Origin of the sequence: Pseudomonas sp. CCNWLW23 (genome assembly GCF_037095675.1) — a bacterium.
Lineage (GTDB): Bacteria > Pseudomonadota > Gammaproteobacteria > Pseudomonadales > Pseudomonadaceae > Aquipseudomonas > Aquipseudomonas atacamensis.
Genome location: NZ_JBAWKM010000023.1, coordinates 35,326 through 61,475, shown reverse-complemented (window position 1 = coordinate 61,475; position 26,150 = coordinate 35,326). Strand labels below are relative to the sequence as shown.

Sequence of the window (26,150 nt, the reverse complement as noted above, 5' to 3'; positions counted from 1 at the left end):
AATACTCATTCCAAATGTGGGAGCGAGCCTGCTCGCTAAGGGGCCTTTAATCCAGGCCCAATTTCTTCAGCCGATAACGCATCGACCGAAACGACAGACTCAACCGCTGCGCCGCCGCCGTGCGGTTCCAGCGGGTTTCCTCCAGCGCCTGCAAAATCAGCTTCCTCTCGACGCTCTCCAGATAATCCTCAAGATTGTCGACCTGCGTCAGATCGGCCATCGCCCCGTCCGCCGTGCAATTGCCTTCGCTCAAACGCAGATCCTGCGCTTCGATCGTGCGGTTTTCACACAGGGTGTGCGCGCGTTCGAGGACGTTCTCCAGTTCGCGCACATTGCCGGGAAAGCGATAGTTCTTCAGCGCCTCCAGCGCTTGCGGGTGCAGGCGCGCTTCGGGTTGTCCGGTGTCTTTGGCCAGGCGCTTGAGCACGTGCATGGCAAGCGCCTCAATGTCGTCACGGCGTTCGCGCAGGGACGGCACACGCAGTTCGATGACGTTGAGCCGGTAATACAGATCCTGGCGGAAGCGTTCGGCCGAAACTTCGGCTTCAAGGTCTTTGTGCGTTGCGCAAAGGATGCGTACGTCGACCACCGTTTCCTGCTGGCCGCCGACGCTGCGCACGGCTTTTTCCTGAATCGCCCGCAGCAGCTTCACCTGCATCGACAGTGGCAGGTCGGCGACTTCATCGAGAAACAGAGTGCCGCCATGGGCCGCTTGAAACAGCCCCGGCTTGTCTTCGACGGCTCCAGTGAAACTGCCTTTGCGGTGGCCGAAAAATTCGCTTTCCATCAGCTCTGACGGAATTGCCCCGCAGTTCACCGGCACAAACGGCTGGCTGGCGCGCGGACCTTGTTCGTGGATCAGACGCGCGACCAGTTCTTTGCCGCTGCCGGATTCGCCGCTGATGTAAACCGGCGCCTGACTGCGTGCGAGCTTGTCGATCTGCTTGCGCAGATTGGCCATCGGCGGCGAGTCGCCCAGCAAGCGTCGCTCGATTGCCGTGCTCAGGCCGCCCGCTGTCGGCAGGCGCAGCGCCGAGCTGACCAGTTCGCGCAAGCGCGGCAGTTCCACCGGTTTGGTGAGGAAGTCGAACGCCCCGGCCTTCAGCGCATTGATCGCAGTTTCCAGGCTTCCGTACGCCGTGATCATCGCTACCGGCAGGTGTGGATCGCGTTGCTGAATGTGTTGCACCAGCTCCAGCCCAGTGCCGTCGGGCAGGCGCATGTCGGTCAGGCACAGGTCAAAGTGCTCGCGCTGCAACAGCGCCTGAGCTTCGCTCAGATTGCGTGCGCTGAAGGTCTCGAGTTTCATCCGTCCCAGGGTGATTTCCAGGAGCTCGCGGATATCCGGTTCGTCGTCGACGATTAGAATTTTTTGCCGTGGGCTTGTATTCAACTTTGTTTCCGTCCGTGAGCAAAAGTGATGCAAAAGCAGCCGCCGCCTTGGCGTGATTTGAAGTCTAGGCGTGCCTGGTTGCTTTCGCACAGCTCACGGGACAGATAAAGGCCAAGACCGGTGCCCTGGCTGCTGGTAGTGAAGAACGGCTCAAACAGATGCGCCTGTTCATCGGCCGACACGCCGGGGCCGTTGTCCTGGACCTCAAGCACCGCCAACTGGCTGTCCGGGTCGACGAACAGTGCCAGCCAGACGTCGGCCTGCTCGTGCAGTTGCGCACTGTGACGCCAGGCGTTGCGTATCAGATTGTCGAGAATCTGCCGCAATTGGTTGGGGTCCATCAGCGTGGTGAAATCGCCGGAATTGATCCGCAGATGAATGTGCTGGCGCTCGTTGGCCTGCTCGCGGATTTCGCCGACGAAGTCTTCCAGCCACGGCTTGAGGTCCAGCCGTTGCGGCGCGCTTTGCTGGCGGCGGGACAGTTGCAGGACGTTTTCGATGACTCGGTTCATGCGCTGGGAGTGGTCTTGAATAATCTGCGTCAGACGCCGATCTGCGCTATCGAGTTCCTCGGACTCGGCCAACAGCTGCGCGGCATGACTGATCGCGCCCAGTGGATTGCGAATTTCATGGGAGATGCCGGCGGTCAAACGCCCGAGCGCAGCGAGCTTGAGTTGCTGCGCCTGCTGCGTGATTTGCGCCAGGTCTTCGAGAAACACCAGCGTCTGCTGGTTCGGGCTCTGCTCAAGGGCGATGAAACTGGGCTGCAGCTCAAGGCCATTGCCGGGGATTTTCAGGCTCTGCGGGCGCAAGGTCGGGTTGTTGCGCCACAGTTGCAGACGCTCGACCAGTGCTGGCGAATATTCGTCGATCATATGACCTTGCAGGTGACTGTGGCCGAGCAGACTCTGCGCGCTGTGATTGGCCAGTTGCACCCGACGTTGCTCGTCGAGCACCAGAATCCCCGTGCGCATGCGTTGCAGGATCAACGCGTTCAGCGCCTCCAGGCTGACCACTTCGCTGGCGCGCTGTTCGGCCAGGGTCTCGCTGACTTCGAGGCGGCGGATCAACCCTTGCACCAGCAGCGAGGCGGCAAAGCACAGCGCACCGAGGGTGCCGGCTTGCAAGTAGGCGTTGGCGCTCAAGGGGCGGCTGAGCCCCAGCAGAAAGCTCAGGCCGACAATGCCGATCGCCGCAATGGCGGCAATCAGCAGGCCGATGCGTCGGCGTAGCAGGGTGTTGCTGATTGCCACCGAGACCACCAGCAGATTGCCCAGCGCACTGGCCACGCCGCCCGCCGCGTAGAACAGGCCGCACAACAGCAGCACATCGACAAGCGCCAGGGTGAACAACTGCGCCGGGCGCCGGGTGTTTTCAAGGAACACCACCAGCAGCATGTTGATGATCAGGTACAGCCAGCTGCCGCCGCGCAGCAGATCGTCGTTGGCCGACGTCAGCAGGCGGTTGTCCATGTTGCTGGAGATCAGCAGCACCAGAGTGATGCCGACACTTAAACGGTACAGGTGATAAAGGCGCAGCAGACGCTGCGCCTGTTTCTGGTCGGCGTTGGCGGCCTCAGCGACCACTGGCGCCCGGGCCTTGCTCAAGATGAGCCTGGCTGCAATACCACTGTTGCTGGTTGCCCAGCGCGCGGTCGCGCGGCAGGTGCACGCCGCAGTGGGCGCAGCGCACCATCGGCGGCGCGTCCTGTTCGCGCGGCGGTCGGGTGGACGAGGCGGGGGCCTTGAATTTGCGCCAGAGCCAGATGGCGGCGAAGATCAGGGCAATCCAGAACAATAAACGAAGCATGATGAGCGGCTTTTCGACTGATGATCCGGCAGTTTAGCCAAGGACCCGATCAGCGCACAGCCTATTAAAGTGCGGCAATAAAAAAGGGAGATCCGCAGATCTCCCTTTTTTCGTACCGCCGGTGTAATCAGTCGAACACGCCGAAGGTCATGTAGCTGAACCACGAGCGATCGGTGTCGCTGGATTCCGGCTCTGGCTCTTCGATCACGTCGCCGTTTTCGTCCTTAGGCTTGAGCTCGTTCGGAATCGCATCTTTCGCGTCCTGGAACTGCTTCTGCACGTCCTGGTTGGCGCGGGTTTCGCCCGGCGGCAGCGGTGGACGCGATTCGATCAGGCCCAAAGTCGCCTTGCTCAGGAACGAACGGTTGTCGGCCTCGGCTACGCGTGGCACGAACTGGCCATCTTGCAGGCTTGGGTGATCCGGGTAGTTGAGCTTCAGGGTTTCCAGGCTGGTGGCGGCCAGATCGTCGAGGTGCAGACGCTGGTAGGCTTCGGTCATCACCGCCAGGCCGTCGCCGACCGATGGGGTTTCCTGGAAGTTTTCCACGACATACTTGCCACGGTTGGCAGCGGCTACATAAGCCTGACGGGTCAGGTAGTAGTCAGCGACGTGAATCTCGTAGGCCGCCAGCAGATTGCGCAGGTAGATCATGCGCTGCTTGGCGTCCGGCGCGTAGCGGCTGTTCGGGTAGCGGCTGGTCAGCTGCGCGAACTCGTTGTACGAGTCACGGGCGGCGCCCGGGTCACGCTTGGTCATGTCCAGCGGCAGGAAGCGCGCCAGCAGGCCGACGTCCTGGTCGAACGAGGTCAGACCCTTGAGGTAGTACGCGTAATCCACGTTCGGATGCTGCGGATGCAAACGAATGAAACGCTCGGCGGCAGACTTTGCAGCTTCCGGCTCGGCGTTCTTGTAGTTGGCGTAGATCAACTCCAGCTGAGCCTGATCGGCGTAGCGACCGAACGGATAACGCGACTCCAGAGCCTTCAGCTTGGCTGTGGCGCTGGTGTAGCTGTTGTTGTCCAGATCAGTCTGAGCCTGCTGATACAGCTCGGCTTCGCTGAGGTTTTCGTCTACGACTTCCTTCGATGAGCAAGCAGCGGTCAATGCGAGGATGGCGATCAGCAGCAGGTGTTTCACTTGCATGGCGGCTTGCGTCCCTATGACGGCCGCTGTCTTGGGCGGGGCCGTCCTGTTATGATGAGCGCCCCGTTGAAAAGCCTCGGGGCAAAAGACGCCGTATTTAACCACAAGCGCGCAGCCGAAACCAAAGGCTGTGCCGACGCCCAGTCCGAGCATGTCCGATAAAATTGAACTTCGCGCAGAGGTGCCGTCCGAATTGGGCGGCCAACGCCTCGATCAAGTCGCCGCCCAACTCTTCGCTGAGCACTCACGCTCGCGCCTTTCCGCCTGGATCAAAGAAGGTCGCCTGACTGTGGACGGGGCGGTGATCCGCCCGCGCGACATTGTGCATGGCGGTGCCATCCTTGAGCTGACTGCCGAGCAGGAAGCCCAGGGCGAGTGGATCGCCCAGGACATCGAGCTCGACATCGTCTATGAAGACGACGACATCCTGGTGATCAACAAGCCTGCCGGTCTGGTGGTGCACCCGGCTGCCGGTCATGCCGATGGCACCCTGCTCAACGCTTTGTTGCACCATGTGCCGGACATCATCAATGTCCCGCGTGCCGGTATCGTGCATCGTCTGGACAAGGACACCACCGGTCTGATGGTGGTGGCCAAGACCATTCAGGCGCAGACCAAGCTGGTCGCACAATTGCAGAGCCGCAGCGTCAGCCGTATCTACGAGTGCATCGTGATCGGCGTGGTCACCGCCGGTGGCAAGATCAATGCGCCGATCGGTCGTCACGGCCAGCAACGCCAGCGCATGGCAGTGATGGAAGGCGGCAAGCCTGCCGTCAGCCATTACCGCGTGCTCGAGCGTTTCCGTTCGCACACCCACGTGCGGGTGAAGCTGGAAACCGGTCGGACTCACCAGATCCGCGTGCACATGGCGCACATCAACTTCCCGTTGGTCGGCGATCCGGCGTATGGCGGGCGTTTCCGCATTCCGCCTGCGGCCAACCCGACCATGGTGGAATCGCTCAAGCACTTCCCGCGTCAGGCGCTGCACGCGCGCTTCCTTGAACTCGATCACCCGACGAGCGGTGAGCGCATGAGCTGGGAATCGCCGCTGCCGGAAGATTTCGTCTGGCTGCTGACCCTGCTCAAGCAGGATCGCGAGGCCTTCGTCGGATGAACTGGCTGACGCCGGACTGGCCTGCGCCGGCCAGCGTCAGGGCCTGTGTCACCACCCGCGAGGGTGGTGTCAGCGAGGCGCCGTTCGACAGCCTGAATCTGGGGGATCACGTCGATGATCGCCCGCAAGCGGTGGCCGAAAATCGTCGCCGCTTGACCGAACACTTCTCCATACAGCCTGCCTGGTTGCAGCAAGTGCACGGGATCACCGTTGCGCATGCTGATCCGGGCATCGTTGCGACTGCAGATGCCAGTTGGACGGCAACGCCGGGTATTGCCTGTGCGGCGATGACGGCAGACTGTTTGCCGGCATTGTTCTGCGATCGTGCCGGCACGCGTGTCGCGGCCGCTCATGCCGGTTGGCGTGGGCTGGCGGCGGGCGTGCTTGAGGCAACTCTCGACAGCCTCGATGTTCCTGCTCACGAGGTACTGGTCTGGTTCGGCCCGGCCATTGGCCCCAAAGCCTTTGAGGTCGGTCCGGAAGTACGGGAAGTCTTCATCAATCAACTGCCTGAAGCAGCAGAAGCGTTCGTACCGAGCAACAATGCCGGCAAGTTCATGGCTGATATCTATCTGCTGGCGCGCCTGCGTCTGGCTGAACGGGGTGTCACGGCTGTTTATGGTGGCGGTTTCTGCACCGTGACCGATCCGCGTTTCTTTTCTTACCGCCGTGCGTCGCGCACCGGTCGTTTCGCCTCCCTTGTTTGGCTCACCCGCTAAACTCTCTGATCTGCATCAACTCTCCGACGCTTGAATCTCCCAGAATCGACCGCATCTACAGTGGTATCTGGCAGGTTTCTTTATTCAGGATGGTTTCTTAGGTCCGGCCTGCTCAAAAGGAAGGTGACCCATGCGTATTGACCGTTTAACCAGTAAATTACAGTTGGCCCTGTCCGACGCCCAGTCGTTGGCGGTTGGCCACGATCATCCGGCCATCGAGCCGGCGCACTTGATGCAGGCCATGCTTGAACAGCAGGGCGGTTCGATCAAGCCGTTGCTGATGCAAGTAGGCTTCGACGTCAACAGCTTGCGTAAAGAGCTGACCAAAGAGCTTGATCAACTACCGAAAATCCAGAACCCGACCGGCGACGTCAACATGTCGCAGGATCTGGCGCGTCTGCTCAATCAGGCTGACCGTCTGGCTCAGCAGAAGGGCGACCAGTTCATTTCCAGCGAACTGGTGCTGCTCGCCGCGATGGACGAGAACAGCAAGCTCGGCAAGTTGCTGCTCGGCCAAGGCGTGAGCAAGAAAGCCCTGGAAAACGCGATCAACAACCTGCGTGGTGGCGAAGCGGTAAATGACGCCAACCACGAAGAGTCGCGGCAGGCCTTGGACAAATACACCGTCGACCTGACCAAGCGCGCCGAAGACGGCAAGCTTGACCCGGTGATCGGCCGTGACGACGAGATCCGCCGCACCATTCAGGTTCTGCAACGCCGCACCAAGAACAACCCGGTGCTGATCGGTGAGCCTGGCGTGGGTAAAACCGCGATCGCCGAAGGCTTGGCCCAGCGCATCATCAACGGCGAAGTGCCGGACGGCCTTAAAGGCAAGCGCCTGCTGTCGCTGGACATGGGCGCGCTGATCGCCGGCGCCAAGTATCGCGGCGAGTTCGAAGAGCGCCTGAAAGGCTTGCTCAACGAGCTGTCGAAGCAGGAAGGGCAGATCATTCTGTTCATCGACGAACTGCACACCATGGTCGGCGCTGGTAAAGGCGAAGGCTCGATGGACGCTGGCAACATGCTCAAGCCTGCGCTGGCTCGCGGCGAGTTGCACTGCGTCGGCGCGACCACGCTCAACGAGTATCGCCAATATATAGAGAAGGACGCGGCGCTCGAGCGGCGTTTCCAGAAAGTCCTGGTGGACGAGCCGAGTGAAGAAGACACCATCGCCATTCTGCGTGGCCTTAAAGAGCGTTACGAGGTCCACCACAAGGTGGCGATCACTGACGGTGCGATCATCGCCGCAGCCAAGCTCAGCCATCGCTACATCACGGATCGGCAGCTGCCGGACAAGGCCATCGACTTGATCGATGAGGCCGCCAGCCGTATCCGTATGGAGATCGACTCCAAACCGGAAGTACTCGATCGTCTGGAGCGGCGCCTGATTCAGTTGAAAGTGGAATCCCAGGCGCTGAAGAAAGAAAGCGACGACGCAGCGAAGAAACGCCTGGAAAAACTCCAGGAAGAAATCGAGCGTCACGAACGTGAGTACTCGGATCTGGAAGAAATCTGGAACTCGGAAAAAGCCGAGGTGCAGGGTTCTGCGCAGATTCAGCAGAAGATCGAACAGTCGCGCCAGGAACTGGAAGCCGCACGCCGCAAAGGCGACCTGAACCGCATGGCCGAGTTGCAGTACGGGGTGATCCCCGATCTGGAACGCAGCCTGCAAATGGTCGACCAGCACGGCAAGAGCGAAAACCAGTTGCTGCGCAGCAAGGTGACTGAAGAAGAGATTGCCGAAGTCGTGTCGAAGTGGACCGGCATCCCGGTGTCGAAAATGCTCGAAGGCGAGCGCGACAAGCTGATGAAGATGGAGAGCCTGTTGCACAAACGGGTCATCGGTCAGGAAGAGGCGGTCGTGGCTGTGGCCAACGCCGTGCGGCGTTCCCGCGCCGGGCTGTCCGACCCGAATCGTCCGAGCGGCTCGTTCATGTTCCTCGGCCCTACCGGTGTCGGTAAAACCGAGCTGTGCAAGGCCTTGGCCGAATTCCTTTTCGATACCGAAGAGGCGATGGTGCGGATCGACATGTCCGAGTTCATGGAGAAACACTCCGTGGCTCGTCTGATTGGTGCGCCACCGGGCTACGTCGGCTATGAAGAGGGCGGTTATCTGACCGAAGCGGTGCGTCGCAAGCCGTACTCGGTGATCCTCATGGACGAAGTCGAGAAGGCGCACCCGGATGTGTTCAACATCCTTCTGCAAGTGCTTGAGGATGGCCGGCTGACCGACAGTCACGGGCGTACGGTGGACTTCCGCAACACGGTGATCGTGATGACCTCCAACCTCGGGTCGATGCAGATCCAGGAACTGGTCGGTGATCGTGAAGCGCAGCGTGCTGCGGTGATGGACGCGCTGACCTCGCACTTCCGTCCTGAGTTCATTAACCGGGTTGACGAGGTGGTGATCTTCGAGCCGTTGGCGCGGGATCAGATCGCCGGGATTACCGAGATCCAGTTGGGTCGCCTGCGCAGCCGCCTGGCCGAGCGCGAGCTGAAGCTGGAGCTGAGCCCGGAAGCGATGGACAAGCTGATCGCCGTCGGTTACGACCCGGTGTATGGCGCGCGTCCTTTGAAACGGGCGATCCAACGCTGGATCGAAAACCCGCTGGCGCAGTTGATCCTGTCGGGTCATTTCATGCCGGGCGACACCGCCACCGGCAAGGTCGAGAACGACGAAATCGTTTTCGGCTAAGCCTCAGCGGCAATGAAACCGGGAAGGCCTCGCATTGCGAGGCCTTTTTTTCGCCAGGCTGTTGAACTCAAAGGAAAAGGCTTGTAAAGTGCGCCCCGCAGTCAGTCACCGGCAGCGTTTCAACCCACCGGGTTGGAATCTGAAATAAGTTGCAAATCATTAACTTGAAAGCAATTTAGGGGGTTGACAGAGGTGTTCTAGGTTGTAGAATAGCGCGCCTCAGACACACGAACGCAGCGATGCGAACGAGTGGCGAGATGCAACAAAGCTTCACCGTTGTAAATTGAAATATGTAGTTCCGTGATAGCTCAGTCGGTAGAGCAAATGACTGTTAATCATTGGGTCCCAGGTTCGAGTCCTGGTCACGGAGCCAATTTCAAACCGGGGTATAGCGCAGTCCGGTAGCGCGCCTGCTTTGGGAGCAGGATGTCAGGAGTTCGAATCCCCTTACCCCGACCATATTTGGGTCGTTAGCTCAGTTGGTAGAGCAGTTGGCTTTTAACCAATTGGTCGTAGGTTCGAATCCCACACGACCCACCATTTTTGAAACCAGTTTGCGCTGGGATCGAATCTTAAGATCAGAGGCCAAAAGCGCTGATCGAAGAAGGCGATCTTTGAAAGGTCGCCTTTTTTTTACCGGGGTATAGCGCAGTCCGGTAGCGCGCCTGCTTTGGGAGCAGGATGTCAGGAGTTCGAATCCCCTTACCCCGACCATATTGAAAATCCTCGTATCGAAAGATACGGGGATTTTTTTTGCCTGCCGAAAGCTGAATCCCTTCAAGTCGTCATACAACCTGCCGATAGCCCGCTAACACGAGGGGACTGCCAACGCTTCGCCCCTTGATCTGGCCATTACAAGAATAAGGGCGTTCGTCATGTTGCTTCGTCAGTTGAATATTGCTCCCCGGGCTGCCTTGGGATTTGCCCTGATCGCGGTGTTGGTGGCCTTGCTCGGCGTGTTTGCGCTGGGGCAGATGTCGAGCATCCGCGACAGTGAGGTGGCGGTGGAGAACCGTTGGTTGCCGAGCATCCGTGGCGGCGACGAGATCCGCGAACTGATGCTGCGCATCCGCACCATCTCTCTGCGCATGGCGCTCGATCAGGATTCGGCCAATATCGCCACCTATCGCGGCCAGATGGACACCCGCGACAAGGAACTGAGCGAGAAGATCGCCGCCTACGACAAACTGGTCGACACTGCCGAAGGCCAGCAGCTGTATGACCAGTTCAAGAAAACCTTCGCCGCCTATCGCACTGGCATTGCCCAGTCGTTCACCCTTGCCGAGCAAGGCAAGCGTGACGAGCTGACCAAATTGCTCCTGGTTGACATGAAGACCGTGGTCGACGGCTCCGGCAAGCAACTCAACGATCTCGCTGATCTGTTCGCCCGCCAGGTCGCCGCCGAAAGCGAGAAGTCCGCCGCGCATTATGAAACCTCGCGCACCATCGTTACTCTTTTCATTGCCTTGGCAGCGCTGGCCACGGTGGCGCTGGCGATGTTGCTCACGCGCAGTATCGTGCGCCCGCTGAGCAGCGCCGTGGATGCCGCAGAAAGTGTCGCCAAGGGCGATCTCACGCGGCCGATCGAAACCCATGGCAACGACGAAGTCAGCCGCTTGCTCAAAGCCTTGGCGACGATGCAACAAAACCTGCGCGAGACGCTGCAAGGTATCAGCGGCTCAGCCACACAACTGGCCACCGCCGCTGACGAACTGAGTGCCGTCACCGTCGACAGCACCCAAGGCCTGCAAGAGCAGAACAACGAAATCGAACAGGCCGCCACGGCGGTTAACGAGATGACCGCTGCGGTGGAGGAGGTCGCGCGCAACGCGGTGTCGACGTCCGATGCCACGCGCCAGTCCAGTCAGTCGGCGCAATTGGGCCAGGAGCGCGTCAGCGAAACCGCCAGCGCGATCAATGCGCTGGCCAGTGATGTGCAGAACACCGGTGAACTGGTGCAGTCGCTGGCCAATCAGTCGCAGGACATCGGCAAGGTTCTGGACGTGATTCGCGCCATCGCCGAGCAGACCAATCTGCTGGCGCTCAACGCTGCCATCGAAGCAGCACGCGCCGGTGAAAGCGGTCGCGGCTTTGCGGTGGTAGCCGACGAAGTGCGCGCGCTGGCGTATCGCACCCAGCAATCGACGCAGGAAATCGAACAGATGGTGCAAGGCATGCGCAGCGGTTCGAGCCAGGCGCTGGAATCAATGCAGGCCAGCGCATCTCGTGCGGCGAGCACGCTGGTTCTTGCAGAGCGGGCAGGTGAGGCGTTGGTGACGATCACGGCGTCGGTGCACGAGATTCACGAGCGCAACCTGGTGATCGCCAGCGCCGCCGAGGAGCAGGCGCAAGTGGCGCGGGAAGTGGATCGCAATCTGGTGAATATTCGCGACCTGTCGGTGCGTTCGGCTGCGGGGGCTGATCAGACCAGCACATCGAGCCACGAACTGTCGCAACTGGCCAATGCGCTGCAGGGCATGGTGCGGCGCTTCCAGCTGTGATGAACAGCGATTCATTGCAGGCCTTCGCCCACTGATTTGAGAACAGCACGAAACAATGTGGGAGCGAGCCTGCTCGCGAAGGGGCCGGATCATTCAACGACAGTGTTGACAGACCCACCGCTTTCGCGAGCAGGCTCGCTCCCACAGGTTGGCGTTTTAGTGCAGCTTCAGACGCGGTTCGGTGCCACGACCAATCTTGCTCCCCAGCATCAGCATCGCCGTGCGGAACGGCCCGTACAGCGCCATCTGGTGCATACGGTACAGCGACACATAGAACATCCGCGCCAGCCAGCCTTCGAGCATGACGCTGCCGGTCAGGTTACCCATCAAGTTACCCACAGCAGAAAAACGCGACAGCGAGATCAGCGAGCCGTAGTCGGTGTACTTGTACTCCGGCAGGGTCTTGCCTTCGATGCGCAGTTTCAGCGACTTGGCCAGCAGCGACGCCTGTTGATGCGCCGCTTGTGCCCGTGGCGGCACGTTGCGATCAGTGCCCGGTTGCGGGCAGGCCGCGCAGTCACCGAAGGCAAAGATGTTTTCGTCGCGCGTGGTTTGCAGAGTCGGCAGCACTTGCAGCTGATTGATGCGGTTGGTTTCCAGACCGTCGATGTCCTTGAGGAAGCCCGGTGCGCGAATGCCGGCAGCCCAGACTTTCAGGCTGGCCTTGATCTCGTTGCCATCGGCGGTGATCAGGCTGTCGGCAGTCACTTCGCTGACTGCTGCGTTGGTCATCACATTGACCCCGAGCTTCTCCAGGGTTTTGTGCACCGGCCCGCTGATGCGCTCCGGCAGGGCAGGCAGCACTCGTGGGCCGGCTTCGATCAGCGTGATGTGCATGTTTTCCGGTTTGATCCGGTCCAGACCATACGCGGCCAATTCATGGGCGGCGTTGTGCAGCTCTGCCGCCAGTTCGACGCCAGTGGCGCCAGCGCCGACGATGGCCACGCTGATTTGCTCGACCACATCGGTCTGCCCGGCGTGGGCGCGCAGATAGTGATTGAGCAATTGCTGGTGGAAGCGCTCAGCCTGTTTGCGCGTATCGAGGAACAGGCAATGCTGCGCCGCGCCCTGGGTGCCGAAATCGTTGGTGGTGCTGCCGACGCTGATCACCAGCGAGTCATAAGCCACTTCACGCGCCGGCACCAGCTCGACGCCGTTTTCGTCATAGGTCGCGGCCAGCTGGATTTTCTTCTGCGCGCGATCGAGCCCGCTCATGCGCCCGAGCTGGAACTCGAAGTGGTTCCATTTCGCCTGGGCGACATAGTTGAGTTCGTCTTCGGAGGAGTTCAGGGAACCGGCGGCCACTTCGTGCAGCAGCGGTTTCCAGATGTGGGTCAGGTTCGCGTCGACCAGCATCACGCTGGCCGTGCCGCGCTTGCCCAGAGTCTTACCCAGACGGGTAGCCAACTCCAGACCGCCGGCGCCGCCGCCGACAATGACAATACGATGGGACATAGGGATAACTCGCAAGGTTTTTAAAGGAAATCGGTGCGGTTACCCGAGGGAGCGCAAGGCAGCTCATAACGTCAGGTAACTGATAAATCGGCTCAACAGGCCCAGACCAATGGTCACTGCCAGCACCAGCACCAGGAGCATCCACGGCCGGAAAGGCCGGCGCTCGACACGGTGTTGGGACAGTTGCAGGTACTCTTCGACATGCTTTTGGTCTTCGGGGTTCAGGCGGCTGGTCATATTTGCCTCGTCAGGTAGACGTTACTGAATGAGCACAGGCTACAGCGGTTTTCAGCCCGGATTGAACGCAGCGTAGCCGCTGTCCGGAACCGGTTCGACACACACGCTATCGTCGAGGCGAATGATGCCGCTTTGTAACACCCGGGCGGTGATCCCGCCATGCCCGCGCACGGCTTGAAAAGTGCCCGGGCCGAGATTGTTCTGCAAGCGTGCACAGGGCTGACACCAGCCAGTGGTTTCGAGTATCGCCTGCCCGATGCGAAAGCGCCGCCCCTTCAGGCTAAACAAATTGATTCCGCTTATAACGAGATTGCGCCGCAGATCTTCAGGCCGGACTGGCTGGTCAGCGGGACGGCCCATCAATGCGTTGATCACCGCCAGGTGCTCCCACTGAATCAGCGTCACCTGTCGCGCATTGCGAATGCCCGGGCGGGCGTGGTCGCCGGTGAGCCCGGCCTCCAGCCGCGCCTCGACCGCGTCGAGCTCAAGCATCGGCCCACGGGATTCTGGACGCACGCCGATCCAGCGCACACGACCGGTTTGCGGAACCTCGGCGATCAACTGCTGCAGCGGCGTCACAGGCTGATGCCCACGTCGAACACAATGCTGCGGCCGAGGTTGCTGCGCAGAAAGTCCGGTGCGTCGGGGTGGGCGAACAGCACGCGGGCGAATGTCGGGCCGACCAGCGACAGCGAGCGCCAGCCCTGACGCAGGTATTCGGTCGGTGGCGGGAAATGACTGTTGAGGTCGAGCACTTCGCGCTTGAGGCTGGCGAAGGCGATGATGTCAAGTTCACCCAGATCCATGCCGCGTTCCTTGTAGTTGTGCGCCTTCTTGCGCAGGGTCGGCGCCAGACGCAGGAGAAATTCATTGGCCGGGATGCGCTTGGGTTTGGCTTCGCGGCGCACCAGTTGGCTCAGGGAAAACGCGCTGCGCCGACGCTGCAATTCGTCGCGCCACTCGTCATTGAGACGGCGGCCTTCATCGAGGACGAAAAAAACTTCGAAATTGGCATCGCGGAACAACACGTCCGGCGGCTCACCGGCCGGGGCGAACTCATCGGCGCGGTAGGGGATGTTCAGACCTTGCAGCAGGCGCTGGCAGACCCAACGCTCACGCTCCCATTTGCGGGCATTGGACAGGAACGCATTGGCCTGCTCGGCCGCGATGGTCAGCAGGCGTAAATAATCTGAATCATCCATAAGCCCAAGCTTAGCGTCCAAATGCGACAAGCAGATAGCTTTGCATCGGCTGGTGCACATACATCGGCGGTGTAGACTGCGACAAAGCGGTAAGTCCATGGAGAAGGTGAGGGAATCATGATCGGTGCCGAACTGCTGTCCTCGGCAAGCCTGACGCTCGGCTGGCTGATTTATCTGCCGGTGCTGCTCTGGGCGATCATGCGTGCGCCATGGGTCGAGCTGTTCAGCGACAGTCGCCGGCAGCACTTGCTGTTCGGCACGGTGTTCGCGCTGTTTCTGCTGTGGCTGGTGCGCAGGGATTTCGACACCGGCGTGTCTTATCACTTCATCGGCATGACGGCCGTGACGCTGCTGCTCGATTGGCCGCTGGCGATCGTCGGCGGGCTGGTTGCGCAGATTGGCCTGGTGCTTTTGGGCCGTCAGGACCTGGCTGCGGTCGGCGTCAATGGCGGGTTACTGATTCTGCTGCCAGTGCTGATCACCGAATGCGTGGCAATCCTCGTGGAGCGTGCGCAGCCACGAAATCCGTTCGTTTACATCTTCTGTTCCGGTTTCTTCGCCGCTGCGTTGTCAGGCCTGTTGTGCCTGATTCTGAGCCTGACGTTGCTGTGGTACGACGGCCTCTTCGCCATGCCGGAATGGCTGGAAGATTTCGTCGGCTACCTGTGGTTGCTGCTGTTTCCCGAGGCCTTTATCAACGGCATGGTTGTCAGTGCGTTGGTGGTGTTCTGCCCGGAATGGCTGGAGACCTTCAACCGCACCCGTTACCTTTCAGCGCCGTGGAAGGACGACGATCCGAAGTCTTGATCCACATCAAACCGGCCATGCCGCAGAGATTTCATGCTCGCGCAAATTCCTTCAGGAGCAGTGGCATGGGCGTTTACGAATGGGCGCGGCAGGAAACCCGGCAGAGTCTGGAGCTGGCGCAGGAGGTGGGCTTTGACCCGGGCCTGAGTTTGCGCGCCCTGCTCAGCGCCGTGGTGCAGCAGAGCAAGGCCGTGCGCAATGCCGAAGACCTGGCCGACGAGTTGCGCTTTCTCGCGGAGAACCTCGACGACAGTCAGGACTACGGCTTTATGCGGCCCTGATCAGCGATCAGTGACGCGGATCGAAATCGCCGGAAAACAGCTCGTCTTCGGCATCCGGGGCGACCGGAATCTTGTGCTCTTCCGAGGCCCAGGCGCCGAGGTCGATCAGTTTGCAGCGATCGGAGCAGAACGGACGGAATTTGTTCGCCGGGGTGAATTCGACGGGGGCGCCGCAGGTTGGGCATTCAACGGTTGGAATCTGGCTCATGCTTGGCCTCCGGATAAAGTCAGATAAAAGTGATGCAGACGCTCGACCTCGCTGTGCAGCCAGGCGAGGTCGCGGTCGTTGACGATCACATCGTCGGCACGGCTCACGCGGTCTTCACGGCTCGATTGCGCCTTGAGGATCGCCTGCACTTGTTGTTCGCTGGTCTGGTCACGCTGCAAGGTGCGTTCGATCTGCAGTTGTTGCGGCGCATCGATGACCAGAATGCGCTGGGTCATCGCGTATTGCCCGGATTCGATCAGCAACGGTGAAACCAGAATCGCGTAAGGCGATTTTGCCTGCGCCAGGTGATGAGCGATTTCTTCGCCGATCAACGGATGCAACAGCGCCTCTAGCCAACGCCGCTGTTCAGGGTCTTCAAAAATCAGTTTGCGCAGGGCGGCGCGGTCCAGCGTGCCATCGGCCTGCAACACGCCGGAACCGAAATGCTCGGCGATTTTCGCCAGCGCCGGACGCCCCGGCTCGACTACCCAGCGCGCCGCATGATCAGCGTCCACCACGTGCACGCCGAGGTCGATGAAGTGCTGCGCCGCCGCACTTTTGCCGCTGCCGATGCCGCCGGTCAGGCCGAGGATCCAGGGTTTTTCCACAGGGGTATTCATTTCAAACCGACAGACTGCCAATAGAAGTCGGTTATTTGACCACCCCAGAGCAAGGCAATCCAGCCGGCAATTGCCAGAAAGGGTCCGAAGGGGATCGGCGTCGAGGTTGCCTGGGCGCGCAGGCGCAGCATGACGACGCCCAAAATCGCCCCCACCAAGGATGACAACAGAATCGTCAGCGGCAGAATCTGCCAGCCACCCCAAGCGCCAAGCAAGGCCAGCAGCTTGAAATCACCATGACCGATGCCGTCCTTGCCGGTGAGCAGTTTGAACAGCCAGAACACCGACCACAGCGCCAGATAACCCGCGACCGCGCCCCACAACGCATCGGGCAACGCCACGAACACGCCGAAGCTGTTGACGATCAGCCCCAGCCACAGCAGCGGCAGCACCAGCACATCGGGCAGCAGCTGATGTTCGCAGTCGATCAGACTCATCGCCAGCAAGCCCCACGTCAGCAAGATCAGCAAGCCCGCCGGCCAGCCGAAGCCCAGATGCCAGGCAATGAATGCCGACAGCAGGCCGCAGGCCAGTTCGGTCAGCGGGTAACGTTTACTGATCGGCGCCGAACAAGCCGAGCAGCGCCCGCGCAGGCACAGATAACTGAGCAGCGGAATGTTTTCCCACGGGCGGATTCGATGTCCGCAATGCGGGCACGCGGAGTGCGGCAGCATCAGGTTGTAGGTCGGCACGGGCGTTTCGCTGGGCAGGCCGAGCACATCATGGGCTTGCTGGCGCCAGTCACGCTCAAGCATCTTCGGCAGGCGCCAGACCACAACATTGAGGAAGCTGCCGACCACCAGCCCGAGCAGCAGCGCGCTGACCACAAAGGCCAGCGGATACACGGCAAACAGTTCATCGATAGGCATGTCAGATCGCTGAGCCGAGTTGGAAGATCGGCAGGTACATGGCCACCACCAGTCCACCGACGATGACCCCCAGCACCACCATGATGAACGGCTCCATCAGGCTGGTGAGGTTGTCGACCATGTTATCGACTTCCGCTTCATAAAAACCGGCGACCTTGTCGAGCATGTCATCCAGCGCGCCCGATTCCTCGCCGATGGCGGTCATCTGCACCGCCATGTTCGGAAACACACCGGTGCTGCGCATCGAGAAATTGAGCTGCATGCCGGTCGAGACGTCCTGCCGCACGCGCAGCACCGCGCGCTTGAACACCACGTTGCCGGTGGCGCCGGCGACCGAATCCAGCGCCTCCACCAACGGCACCCCCGCCGCGAAAGTGGTCGACAGGGTGCGGGCAAAGCGGGCAACGGCGGACTTGTACATCAAAGTGCCTACCAGCGGCAGCTTCAGCAGCCAGGCATCGCGCCGGTCGCGCAGGGCCTGCGAAGTCTTCAACGCGTGGCGAGTGCCGAAAAACGCTGCCACCAGCGCAAAAAGAATCGCCCACCACCACTGCTGCATGAATTCCGACAGGCTGATGATCATCAGGGTGAAGCCCGGCAGTTCTGCGCCGAACCCGGAAAACACCGACTGGAACTGCGGCACCACCTTGACCAGCAGAATGCCGGTCACCACCGCCGCCACCAGCACCACGGCGGTGGGGTAGGTCATGGCCTTCTTGATCTTGGCCTTGAGCGCTTCGCTTTTTTCCTTATAGGTCGCGACCCGTTCGAGCAAAGTGTCGAGGGCACCGGACTGTTCGCCGGCGTCGACCAGGTTGCAGTACAACTCGTCGAAGTATTGCGGCTTCTTGCGCAGGGCCGTGGCGAAGCTGTTACCGGCGGCGACCTCCTGTTTGACCTCGTCGACCAGCTTGCGCATGGCCGGGTTTTCGAAGCCCTCGCCGATGATGTCGAAGGACTGTAACAGCGGTACACCGGCCTTCATCATCGTTGCCATCTGCCGGGTGAACAGGGCGATGTCCTGCGGTTTGATGCGTTTGCCCAAGCTCAGCAGGGAGGCGGATTTCTTGCGCACCTTGCCCGGGTTGATCCCTTGTTTGCGCAGCTGCGCCTTGATCAGTGCGGGGTTCTGCCCGCTCAACTCGCCGCTGACTTTACTGCCTTTGCGGTCGGTGCCTTCCCAGGCGTAAACGCTGACTTTCGCTGCCTTGACCGCCATGTTCAATCCTTGGTGACCCGGTTGATTTCCTCAAGGCTGGTGATGCCTTGCATGGCCTTGTGCAGCCCGGAGGTGCGCAGATCGGCGAAACCGTCGCGGCGCATCTGAATGTCGATTTCCAGCGAATTGCCTTCGGCCATGATCAACCGTTGCAGGTCCGGTGTGTTCTTTACCACTTCATAAATCCCCACGCGTCCTTTGTATCCGCCGTTGCAGTGATCGCAACCGACCGGCTCGTAGATCGTGAAATGACCGATGCGTTCCTCGGGGAAGCCTTCCTTGAGCAAGGTTTCGTGCGGGATTTCCAGCGGCCGCTTGCAGTGCGCGCACAATTTGCGCGCCAGACGCTGGGCGATGATCAGGCTGACCGAGGTGGCGATGTTGAACCCGGGAATGCCCATGTTGTGCAGGCGCGTGAGGGTTTCCGCTGCGCTATTGGTGTGCAGGGTCGACAGCACCAGGTGGCCGGTCTGCGCGGCCTTGATCGCGATCTCGGCGGTTTCCAGGTCGCGGATCTCGCCGACCATGATCACATCCGGGTCCTGACGCAGAAATGAGCGCAGCGCCTGGGCAAAGTCCAGCCCTTGGCGAGGATTGACGTTGACCTGATTGATGCCTGCCATGTTGATTTCCACCGGGTCTTCGGCGGTGGAAATATTGATGTCGACGGTGTTCAGGATGTTCAGCCCGGTGTACAGCGACACGGTTTTACCGGAGCCGGTGGGGCCGGTGACCAGAATCATCCCTTGCGGCTGTTTCAGCGCGGCCAGGTACAAGGCCTTCTGTTCGGCCTCGTAGCCCAGCGCATCGATGCCCATCTGCGCACTGGACGGGTCGAGAATCCGGATCACCACTTTTTCGCCCCACAGGGTCGGCAGGGTGTTGACGCGAAAATCGATGGATTTGCTTTTGGACAGGCGCATCTTGATCCGCCCGTCCTGGGGTTTGCGTCGTTCCGAAATATCCAGACTGGCCATGACCTTCAAACGTGCGGCAATACGCCCGGCCAGCTGAATCGGCGGCTTGGCCACCTCGCGCAGCATGCCGTCGGTGCGCATGCGCACCCGGTAGTTTTTTTCGTACGGCTCGAAATGCAGGTCGGACGAGCCGCTCTTGATCGCATCGAGCAGCATCTTGTGCACGAAGCGCACGACCGGGGCATCGTCGGCATCGAGGCCGCCGATCACGTCCTGTTTGTTGTCATCAATGGACTCGACGTCGAGGCCGTCGAGATCGACATCGGCCATTTCTTCCAGACCCGAGGCGTGGCTGTCGAAGAACTTGTCGATGGCGTCGCTGAGTTTGTCGTCCTCGACCAGAATCGCTTCGGTGCTCAGGCCGGTGCTGAACTGGATGTCGCTGATCGCCTGCTGATTGCTCGGGTCGGAAAGGCCCACGAACAGTTTGTTGCCGCGCCGCCACAAGGGCAGGGCGCAATGCTGACGAACCAGTTTTTCACTGACCAGCCCCTTGGGCTGAGTCTCCTTGTCGAGGCAATGCAGATCGAGCAGGGCCATGCCGAAATGTTCGGAAGCGATCTCGGCGATCTGCCGGCTGTTGACCAGTTTGTTGTGTACCAGGTAATTGACCAGCGACACGCGATTGCGCTGGGCCTGCGCCCAGGATTGCCGTGCGCTTGTTTCCGTGAGCAGTTCGGCCTGGACCAATTGCTTGGCCAGACCGCTCAGAGCGATGTCATTCATGGGGATTCCGCACGCTTGCCGTTCATGACTTATAGCCTAGTCAAGTGACAGCGCCAAACACGGCCGGTGCAGGTGACAAAAAGTGTCAGATAGTGCGGTTGCGGGTTGTAGGAAACGGCGCAGAAAATCGCGCGCGCCCAGCAGGCGGGGCCTGAAAGGCGTTGGCATGGGCTGTGCTGAGCCTTGTTCAGATCATGAGATTTCGACTCATGCATGGAGCGTGTCTATGAAAAAACAACAAGGTTTCACATTGATCGAGCTGCTGATCGTCGTGGCGATCATCGGCATTCTGGCGACTATCGCCCTGCCTCAGTATTCGAAGTATCAGGCGCGGTCGAAGGTGACCGCTGGGATTGCGGAAGCATCAGCTCTTAAGGTTAATTTTGAAGACGTGATCAATGCCGGATCGACTGACCCGAGCATCACCAACGTGAACGGCGGCACAGCGGCCACGCAGAATTGCACGTTGGCGGCATCCGGAAAAGTCGCCGATGGGACGGGTACTATTACTTGTACGCTGCTCAACGCTCCAGCGCCTGTTCTCGGCCAGACCGTAACGCTGACACGCAGTCCTACCACTGGCTGGACCTGTAAGTTCTCCGGCTCGAAAGAATATACAACTACGAGCTGCCCAGGCGTTTGACACGCACCTGCAACTTAAAAAGCTCCGCAATTGCGGAGCTTTTTATGGCGCAACGGTTTTTAAAAGCTCCAATAATTTCAGCAGCTTATGAACTTTCCGAAAAACCGCAACTTGCATGCGAAATTGCGTTGAGTCATGCATTTTGCATGAAAACGAAAAACAGCTTTTTTTATAACTCATTGTTTTTAAACAGTTTTATGCGACTGAAAAAGTTGGCACAGCGTTCGCAATATCTCCGGTAACCCTGCTGACAAGCGTTACAGCAGACTTCCAGTAAAAACAGGAGTTACTCGTATGAAGAAGTTCGCTATCACTGCCGCTGCTACCGCTCTGACCCTGACCATGGCTGGTGGCGCTTTCGCCCAGTCCGCTCAGGCTACCCAAGCACCAATGGTTCTGGCTGCCGGTGAAGTTACCGAAATGAAACAAGATACCAGCGACACCTGGATCACCACCAAGGTCAAAGCTGACCTGGTTACCGAAAAAGGCATTCCAGGCACCGACATCAAAGTCGAAACCAACAAGGGTGTAGTTTCCCTGTCGTCGACCACTGCGGTAACCGAGTCGCAGAAAGAAGTCGCCGTAGGCATCGCCAAGAAAATCAAAGGCGTTAAAGCGGTCTCCGCTGACGGCCTGAAAGCCGAGTAAGGCAAGACTTCTCGCCTGAACCGGGAGAAGACGCGACAGACGGGCCGAGCAATACGTCTGCCGCAACTTTAGAGTTCATGCGAACGGTCACACGGATGTGACCATTACAGGCCCCGGCACTTGTGTCGGGGCCTGTTCTATTTTGGGCAATACCAATGTGGGAGCGAGCCTGCTCGCGAATGCGTAGTGTCAGCCGACAAGTTCGTCAGTAGACAGAGCGTATTCGCGAGCAGGCTCGCTCCCACAGGGTGAATTTCGTTCGGCTTAGTTACCGCGTTTGCTGTTGATCTGCCGCAGGCGATTACCTTCGAAGCGCAGGTACTGGTACATGCCGTTGTTCGGGCCGTAGGTCCATTCCTCGACCTGAAACTCTTCGCGGCGATTGGCACTGCGCTTGTAGCCAAGCACATCGCGACTGACCGGCTCGCCGCATTTTTGCAGCACCTCGCTAGCGCGGTCGCCGAGGCTGATCAACTGGCTGCCGCAGCGCAATGTATCCGACGCCGACGCATGGCCGGCGGCGCACGTCAGAGCGAGCGCCATCAACCAGCTATGCACGGTCATTCGGCATCCAGGTGCATTTGCGTGACCACGCGGCCATCGCTTTCGGCCTCGCCGAGGTTGGCGTCGATGAAATACACGCGGTCATCCTCGAGCTTGCCCTTGTCGACCAGGTAATCCTTGATGGTGCTGGCGCGATCCTGGCCCAACTGGCGCAACAGCACCTCGCTGCCACTCCAGAACGCGATCACGCCCTGGCGCATTTTCGCCGTGCGTTCTTCCTTGCCGAGGTCTTTCCATTCTGCCGGTGGCTGGGTTTTCAGGCGGGTGCGGTAGATGCCTTCGAGCAACGCGCCTTTCTCGCTTTCGGGCACTTGCAGCAGCGAGGCCTGGGCCGGAACTTTGTCGCCACGGCGCTGGAGCATCTTGTAGTAGTTGTATTGGTATTCGCGTTCCAGACGTTGCTCGGCGAGCAGTGGCCCATCACTGCTCTTCGCGGCAGTGCCTTCGATTTCCAGACGCAGCGCCGGACGTTCCTTGAGCGCTTGCGACAGTTTCACCAGCGCCGCTTCGGCGTCCTTGCTCAGATCGCTGGAGCCCGGCGCGAAGGACACCGTGCCGAGGTCTTCGGAGCCGCCGCCACTGACCAGCCCGCCGATCATCTTGAACGGCGCGGCGGCAGCTTTGACGATGAGGTTGCGCAGGGTCTGCCAGACGATCGGCATGACGCTGAACTGTGGATTATTCAGGTCGCCGGTCACCGGCAATTCGATGGAGATCTTGCCGTCGACGTCCTTGAGCAGGGCGATCGCCAGTTTCAGCGGCAGACTCACTGCATCAGGGCTGTCGACCTTCTCGCCCAGTTGCAGTTGCTCGACGACGACTTTGTTCTCGGCTTTCAGTTGGCCTTTGGTGATCAGGTAGTGCAGATCAAGGTTGAGCCGGCCCTTGCGGATGCGGTAGCCGGCGAATTTGCCGGAGTAGGGCGTCAGGGTCGTCAGTTCGACGCGCTTGAAACTGGTGGCGATGTCGAGGCTGGCCATCGGGTCGAACGGATTGACCGCCCCCTTGATGGTCACCGGCGCATAACGGTCGACCTTGCCTTTGATGTCGACGCTGGCCGGTTTTGCCTGACGGCTGTCGATGGTGCCGATCTGACCGTTGAGCTGCTGCACGGCGGTGGCGAAATTCGGCGTCAGGCTGAAGTCGGCAAAGTTGGCCGAGCCGTCGTTGATCGCAATCGCACCGATGTGAATGCCCAGTGGTTTGTCCTTGCCGGCCGGTTTGGCTGCGGTGCTTTTTGCACCGCTGTCGGCCGGTTGCGGGATCAGCAGGTCGTCGACGTTGGTGGTGCGATCGTCGTTGATCATGAAGCGCACATACGGCTGCAACAGGTTGACCTTGTCGATCGACAGGCTGTCGCCGTGCTGATAATTGATGCCGTCGACCACGACTTGCTGCCATTTGAGGAAGTCGCGGGTCTTCAGCGTATCGAGGGTGTGCAGTTGATCGATCTGCGCGCGGCCGGTGACGCTGAGGGCCAGTGGCTCGGTGCTCTTCAGGTTGACCTTGAGGTCACTGCCGAGCATGCCGCTGCGCAGTTCCAGGCGAATGAACGGGTTGATGTAGGACTGCGCGACACGCAGGTCGACGTCCTCGGTTTTCACGTTGAGCTGCGCGTTGACCGGGGCCAGATTGACCGTGCCGTCGGCGCTGATCTTGCCTTGCTTGCCCAGGCCGCTGTCGAGCTTGAGCTTGAAAGGCGAGCCGTTGAGGCTGTCGAAATCCTGCAAGTCGACGTTCAGCGGGGTGATGTCCAGCGCCACCGCCGGTTGCGCCGAGCGGTCAGCGAGATGGACCGTGTAGTTGCGCAGTTGCACATCCTTGACCAGCACCTGCCATGGCTTGCTCGGGGCGCTTGGCTCAGGTTTCGGCGAGTCGGCGGCGGCCGGTGTATCCGTAGGTTCGGCAGCGGCTTTGGCCGCCGGTTTCGACGGTTGGCTGACGAACAGCTTCTGCCAGTCCAGTTGGCCGTCGGCTTCCAGCGCCGCCCAGGTTTCCAGTTTGTTGCTGCGGATCTTGCCGACCACCACTTGCTGCTTGGCCAGGTCCAGCGAGGTGTCGCTGACGTCGAGGCGTTCGAGCCTGGCCAGCGGACGTCCGTCCGGAGCCTTGATGGCGAATGGCGCAATGCTCACCGCGACGTTGTTCAGCAGCAGTTCGGTCTGTTTCGACAGGTTGAGTTTGTACTCGGTGCTGAGGCTGACCACGCCGTTTTCCAGCACCAGCGGCACGGCGTCGCGCACGTAGGGCCAGAAGGATTTCATCTGGCCATCGGTGACTTTCAGGGTGCCTTCGGAGGTGAACGGGATCAGGCTGAAATTGCCGGTCCAGTCGATCCGCCCGCCAGCGGGGCCGATGGCGACGAGGGTCATGTCGGCGCTGTCCTCGGGCAGGGTGCTGAGGTTTTTCAGCTCGAAACTGAGGTCGTCGTAAAGAAATTCGATCGGCTCACTGGGCCGCATATCCTCGAAATGCACCACACCGCCGGCCAGTTTGATGTTGTCGATACGCAGCGGAAATGGCTTGGCGTCGGGATCGGCGGGTGTCGGCTCGCTCGGCGGCAGGTTGAACAGGCCGAGCAGGTTGAGCTTGCCGTCCTTGGCGAAGAGGATTTCGCTTTTGGGTTTGTCCAGTTCGATGTCGGACAGATGCAGCGCTTTGGTCCACAGGCTGTCGATTTGCAGGTTGGCATAGAGGCGATCGAAGCCGACCTGCTCCTTGCCCGGTTCGCCGATGATCAGGCCCCACAGGGTGACCTCAAGGCTGAAGGGGTTGAGTTCGATACGCTGCAGATGCGCCGGCACCGTGGCGTAGTTGGCCAGTTGCTGGTTGGCCACGCGCAAGGCAATGCCCGGCAGGATCAGAAACCCCAGCAGGCTGTAGAGGGCCAGGGCTGTCAGCAGTGCGCCAATCGCGCGAATCAATCCTTTGGGCATGTGCGGCTTCATCTGTCTGAATCGGAGTGCCTTGGAGTATGGCACGCGATTCTGGTTCCGAAGTGCTTGATGTGGGACAGGATTGTTCAGAAATTTCTGTAGGAATAGATCTCCCCGGTGGGAGCGAGCCTGCTCGCGAATGCGCTGGTTCAGTGAAAAACAAGTCGACTGACACTGCGCTTTCGCGAGCAGGCTCGCTCCCACAGGGGAATGTAATCGCTCATGCTTGAGGGATTAGAGCTGCAAAATCAGTGTCTTCAAGGGTGGCTGCTGGTCCCGCGAGGGGAAGTCGGCACCCGGGGTCATCACGCTCCATTCGCGCACCGGGCGGCCGGCCTTTTCGGCGCAGCGCAACACTTGTTCGCGCCAGTCGTCCATGCTGACTTTCGCCAGGTTGTTGCAGCAGATCAGCACGCCGTTGTCAGCGGTGGTTAGCAGCGCCGGTTTGAGCAGGCTCTGATAATCGCGCAGCAAATCGACGGTGCCGAACGCACTTTTGGCCCACGCCGGCGGATCGAGCAGGACCAGATCGTATTGGCGTTGTTCGAGGCGCTGATAGCTCGGCAGCTTCTGCCCGCGCCGCTGGCTGATCGGCAGGCCGGCGAGCTGGCGGATTGCCGGGAAGTAATCGGACTGAATGAATTGCATCGGCGGCAGTTGCGGGTTGAGCAAACCATTCTCGCGACCGACCGCCAGATTGCCCTCGGCAAAATCGAGGTTGCACACCTCACGTGCACCGCCGGCCGCAGCACTGAGGCCAACGCCACAGGTGTAGGCGAACAGGTTGAGCACACTTTTGCCTTGCGCGTGATCCTTGACCCAGCCACGGGTGTTGCGCAGGTCGAGGAACAGTAGCGGATCCTGCCCGGCATGACGCCCGCGCACGCGGTAGTTCAGGCCCCATTCATGCCCGACCAGATCCGCCAGTGCGGCGTCATCGGCTTTATAAACGCTGTCCTCGCGATCGATCCGCGAGTTGCCACGGGAGCGGTCGTTGTAGACCAGCAGGCTGTCGAAGCCCAGGGTCTGGTTGACCATGGCGTGCAGTTGCAGCAGATCGTCACGTTCGAGCGTCTGGTGAAAACTCTGCACCAGCAGTTGCGGGCCGTAGCGGTCGATGGTCAGGCCGCCGGCACCTTCCTGGCTGCCATGGAACAGCCGATAGCAATCGGTGCCCTGGCCGTGCAGCGCAGCGAGCAGGTCCTGGCGTTGATCGAGGGCGGCGCGCAGCGCCTGATTCAAGGAAGACATGCGGGCGCCTTGCTGAGGGGAATTGGGCGCGGGAGTTTAACAGTTTGCCGGGGGATCGCGTGATGGCCTTCGCGAGCAGGCTCGCTCCCACATGTGCAATGCGATCACCTGTGGCAGCGAGCCTGCTCTTGA

24 protein-coding genes, 4 tRNA genes and 1 pseudogene are annotated in these 26,150 nt (G+C 60.3%); 13 read left to right on the top strand and 16 right to left on the bottom strand.

Going from position 1 to position 26,150, the window contains the following annotated elements; translation table 11 throughout:
- Positions 1 to 46: 46 nt before the first annotated feature.
- From V8J63_RS23720 to V8J63_RS23705, 4 genes are all read right to left on the bottom strand, one after another.
- Complete coding sequence (locus V8J63_RS23720) at positions 47 to 1,393, bottom strand: sigma-54-dependent transcriptional regulator (RefSeq protein ID WP_130902287.1); 1,347 nt, start codon at positions 1,391 to 1,393, stop codon at positions 47 to 49.
- Complete coding sequence (locus V8J63_RS23715) at positions 1,390 to 2,979, bottom strand: sensor histidine kinase (protein ID WP_016773137.1); 1,590 nt, start codon at positions 2,977 to 2,979, stop codon at positions 1,390 to 1,392. Before V8J63_RS23715 ends, V8J63_RS23720 begins: the two co-directional genes overlap by 4 nt.
- Positions 2,969 to 3,202, bottom strand: a complete 234-nt coding sequence (locus V8J63_RS23710; protein ID WP_130902288.1) for a PP0621 family protein — start codon at positions 3,200 to 3,202, stop codon at positions 2,969 to 2,971. The genes V8J63_RS23715 and V8J63_RS23710 overlap by 11 nt, the downstream gene beginning before the upstream one ends.
- Before the next feature lie 127 nt (positions 3,203 to 3,329).
- Positions 3,330 to 4,346 carry an outer membrane protein assembly factor BamD gene (locus tag V8J63_RS23705; protein WP_016773139.1) on the bottom strand — a complete coding sequence of 339 codons (1,017 nt, stop codon included), beginning with the start codon at positions 4,344 to 4,346 and terminating at the stop codon, positions 3,330 to 3,332.
- Positions 4,347 to 4,497: 151 nt separating this feature from the next.
- Between V8J63_RS23705 and rluD the strand changes: the two genes are divergently transcribed.
- From rluD to V8J63_RS27895, 9 genes and pseudogenes are all read left to right on the top strand, one after another.
- A complete protein-coding gene (gene rluD, locus V8J63_RS23700; RefSeq protein ID WP_042610487.1) occupies positions 4,498 to 5,460 on the top strand; it encodes a 23S rRNA pseudouridine(1911/1915/1917) synthase RluD in 963 nt (320 codons plus the stop codon).
- Complete coding sequence (gene pgeF / locus V8J63_RS23695) at positions 5,457 to 6,179, top strand: peptidoglycan editing factor PgeF (protein WP_130902289.1); 723 nt, start codon at positions 5,457 to 5,459, stop codon at positions 6,177 to 6,179. Before rluD ends, pgeF begins: the two co-directional genes overlap by 4 nt.
- A 130-nt stretch (positions 6,180 to 6,309) precedes the next feature.
- Positions 6,310 to 8,874, top strand: coding sequence for an ATP-dependent chaperone ClpB (gene clpB, locus V8J63_RS23690; protein ID WP_016773142.1), 2,565 nt, complete (start codon positions 6,310 to 6,312; stop codon positions 8,872 to 8,874).
- A gap of 297 nt (positions 8,875 to 9,171) precedes the next feature.
- Positions 9,172 to 9,247: transfer RNA gene (locus V8J63_RS23685), tRNA-Asn, on the top strand.
- A 9-nt stretch (positions 9,248 to 9,256) separates the two neighbouring features.
- Positions 9,257 to 9,333 (top strand) — tRNA-Pro (locus V8J63_RS23680).
- 5 nt (positions 9,334 to 9,338) lie between these two features.
- A tRNA-Lys gene (locus V8J63_RS23675) sits at positions 9,339 to 9,414 on the top strand.
- Positions 9,415 to 9,511: 97 nt separating this feature from the next.
- Positions 9,512 to 9,588: transfer RNA gene (locus tag V8J63_RS23670), tRNA-Pro, on the top strand.
- A gap of 161 nt (positions 9,589 to 9,749) precedes the next feature.
- Positions 9,750 to 10,520, top strand: a pseudogene (locus V8J63_RS27900) (MCP four helix bundle domain-containing protein); the annotation flags it as partial.
- Complete coding sequence (locus V8J63_RS27895; RefSeq protein ID WP_442963538.1) at positions 10,512 to 11,375, top strand: methyl-accepting chemotaxis protein; 864 nt, start codon at positions 10,512 to 10,514, stop codon at positions 11,373 to 11,375. The pseudogene V8J63_RS27900 and the gene V8J63_RS27895, both read left to right, overlap by 9 nt.
- Positions 11,376 to 11,531: 156 nt before the next feature.
- Here the strand turns inward: V8J63_RS27895 and V8J63_RS23660 are convergent, their stop codons facing one another.
- The 4 genes from V8J63_RS23660 to V8J63_RS23645 all read right to left on the bottom strand — a co-directional run bounded on the left by V8J63_RS23660 (position 11,532) and on the right by V8J63_RS23645 (position 14,269).
- Positions 11,532 to 12,830 (bottom strand): NAD(P)/FAD-dependent oxidoreductase, encoded by a 1,299-nt coding sequence (locus V8J63_RS23660; protein WP_016773144.1) that lies wholly within the window; start codon positions 12,828 to 12,830, stop codon positions 11,532 to 11,534.
- Positions 12,831 to 12,893: 63 nt separating this feature from the next.
- On the bottom strand, positions 12,894 to 13,067 hold the full coding sequence (locus V8J63_RS23655) for a DUF3094 domain-containing protein (RefSeq protein ID WP_007909875.1): 174 nt from the start codon (positions 13,065 to 13,067) through the stop codon (positions 12,894 to 12,896).
- 51 nt (positions 13,068 to 13,118) lie between these two features.
- Positions 13,119 to 13,646 (bottom strand): MOSC domain-containing protein, encoded by a 528-nt coding sequence (locus V8J63_RS23650; protein ID WP_024014346.1) that lies wholly within the window; start codon positions 13,644 to 13,646, stop codon positions 13,119 to 13,121.
- Positions 13,643 to 14,269 carry a DUF1780 domain-containing protein gene (locus V8J63_RS23645; protein ID WP_007909887.1) on the bottom strand — a complete coding sequence of 209 codons (627 nt, stop codon included), beginning with the start codon at positions 14,267 to 14,269 and terminating at the stop codon, positions 13,643 to 13,645. Before V8J63_RS23645 ends, V8J63_RS23650 begins: the two co-directional genes overlap by 4 nt.
- Before the next feature lie 117 nt (positions 14,270 to 14,386).
- Between V8J63_RS23645 and V8J63_RS23640 the strand changes: the two genes are divergently transcribed.
- A complete protein-coding gene (locus tag V8J63_RS23640; RefSeq protein WP_336464694.1) occupies positions 14,387 to 15,076 on the top strand; it encodes an energy-coupling factor ABC transporter permease in 690 nt (229 codons plus the stop codon).
- A gap of 65 nt (positions 15,077 to 15,141) precedes the next feature.
- Positions 15,142 to 15,357, top strand: a complete 216-nt coding sequence (locus tag V8J63_RS23635; RefSeq protein ID WP_016773148.1) for a hypothetical protein — start codon at positions 15,142 to 15,144, stop codon at positions 15,355 to 15,357.
- 7 nt (positions 15,358 to 15,364) lie between these two features.
- Here the strand turns inward: V8J63_RS23635 and yacG are convergent, their stop codons facing one another.
- From yacG to pilB, 5 genes are read right to left on the bottom strand one after another with little or no spacing between them, the layout of a single operon-like run.
- On the bottom strand, positions 15,365 to 15,565 hold the full coding sequence (gene yacG / locus V8J63_RS23630; RefSeq protein WP_016773149.1) for a DNA gyrase inhibitor YacG: 201 nt from the start codon (positions 15,563 to 15,565) through the stop codon (positions 15,365 to 15,367).
- Positions 15,562 to 16,185, bottom strand: coding sequence for a dephospho-CoA kinase (gene coaE, locus V8J63_RS23625; RefSeq protein WP_130887103.1), 624 nt, complete (start codon positions 16,183 to 16,185; stop codon positions 15,562 to 15,564). The genes yacG and coaE overlap by 4 nt, the downstream gene beginning before the upstream one ends.
- Positions 16,182 to 17,054 carry a prepilin peptidase gene (locus tag V8J63_RS23620; protein ID WP_130901797.1) on the bottom strand — a complete coding sequence of 291 codons (873 nt, stop codon included), beginning with the start codon at positions 17,052 to 17,054 and terminating at the stop codon, positions 16,182 to 16,184. Before V8J63_RS23620 ends, coaE begins: the two co-directional genes overlap by 4 nt.
- A 1-nt stretch (position 17,055) precedes the next feature.
- A complete protein-coding gene (locus V8J63_RS23615) occupies positions 17,056 to 18,273 on the bottom strand; it encodes a type II secretion system F family protein (RefSeq protein ID WP_024014342.1) in 1,218 nt (405 codons plus the stop codon).
- Positions 18,274 to 18,275: 2 nt separating this feature from the next.
- Positions 18,276 to 19,976: a type IV-A pilus assembly ATPase PilB gene (gene pilB / locus V8J63_RS23610; protein WP_336464693.1), complete on the bottom strand. Its 1,701-nt coding sequence runs from the start codon at positions 19,974 to 19,976 to the stop codon at positions 18,276 to 18,278.
- Between the two features lie 226 nt (positions 19,977 to 20,202).
- Here pilB and V8J63_RS23605 point away from each other — a divergent pair, with 226 nt between their 5' ends.
- A complete protein-coding gene (locus tag V8J63_RS23605) occupies positions 20,203 to 20,619 on the top strand; it encodes a pilin (protein WP_056790436.1) in 417 nt (138 codons plus the stop codon).
- A 294-nt stretch (positions 20,620 to 20,913) separates the two neighbouring features.
- Positions 20,914 to 21,267, top strand: coding sequence for a BON domain-containing protein (locus tag V8J63_RS23600; RefSeq protein WP_016773155.1), 354 nt, complete (start codon positions 20,914 to 20,916; stop codon positions 21,265 to 21,267).
- A gap of 264 nt (positions 21,268 to 21,531) precedes the next feature.
- Here V8J63_RS23600 and V8J63_RS23595 read toward each other — a convergent pair whose 3' ends face one another.
- The 3 genes from V8J63_RS23595 to V8J63_RS23585 all read right to left on the bottom strand — a co-directional run bounded on the left by V8J63_RS23595 (position 21,532) and on the right by V8J63_RS23585 (position 26,018).
- The gene (locus V8J63_RS23595; RefSeq protein WP_232245551.1) at positions 21,532 to 21,831 is read right to left on the bottom strand and encodes a DUF2845 domain-containing protein; all 300 of its coding nucleotides are present in this window, start codon (positions 21,829 to 21,831) and stop codon (positions 21,532 to 21,534) included.
- Positions 21,828 to 24,779, bottom strand: coding sequence for a DUF748 domain-containing protein (locus tag V8J63_RS23590; RefSeq protein ID WP_336464692.1), 2,952 nt, complete (start codon positions 24,777 to 24,779; stop codon positions 21,828 to 21,830). The genes V8J63_RS23595 and V8J63_RS23590 overlap by 4 nt, the downstream gene beginning before the upstream one ends.
- 222 nt (positions 24,780 to 25,001) lie before the next feature.
- Positions 25,002 to 26,018 (bottom strand): class I SAM-dependent rRNA methyltransferase, encoded by a 1,017-nt coding sequence (locus V8J63_RS23585; protein WP_336464691.1) that lies wholly within the window; start codon positions 26,016 to 26,018, stop codon positions 25,002 to 25,004.
- Positions 26,019 to 26,150: the final 132 nt, after the last annotated feature.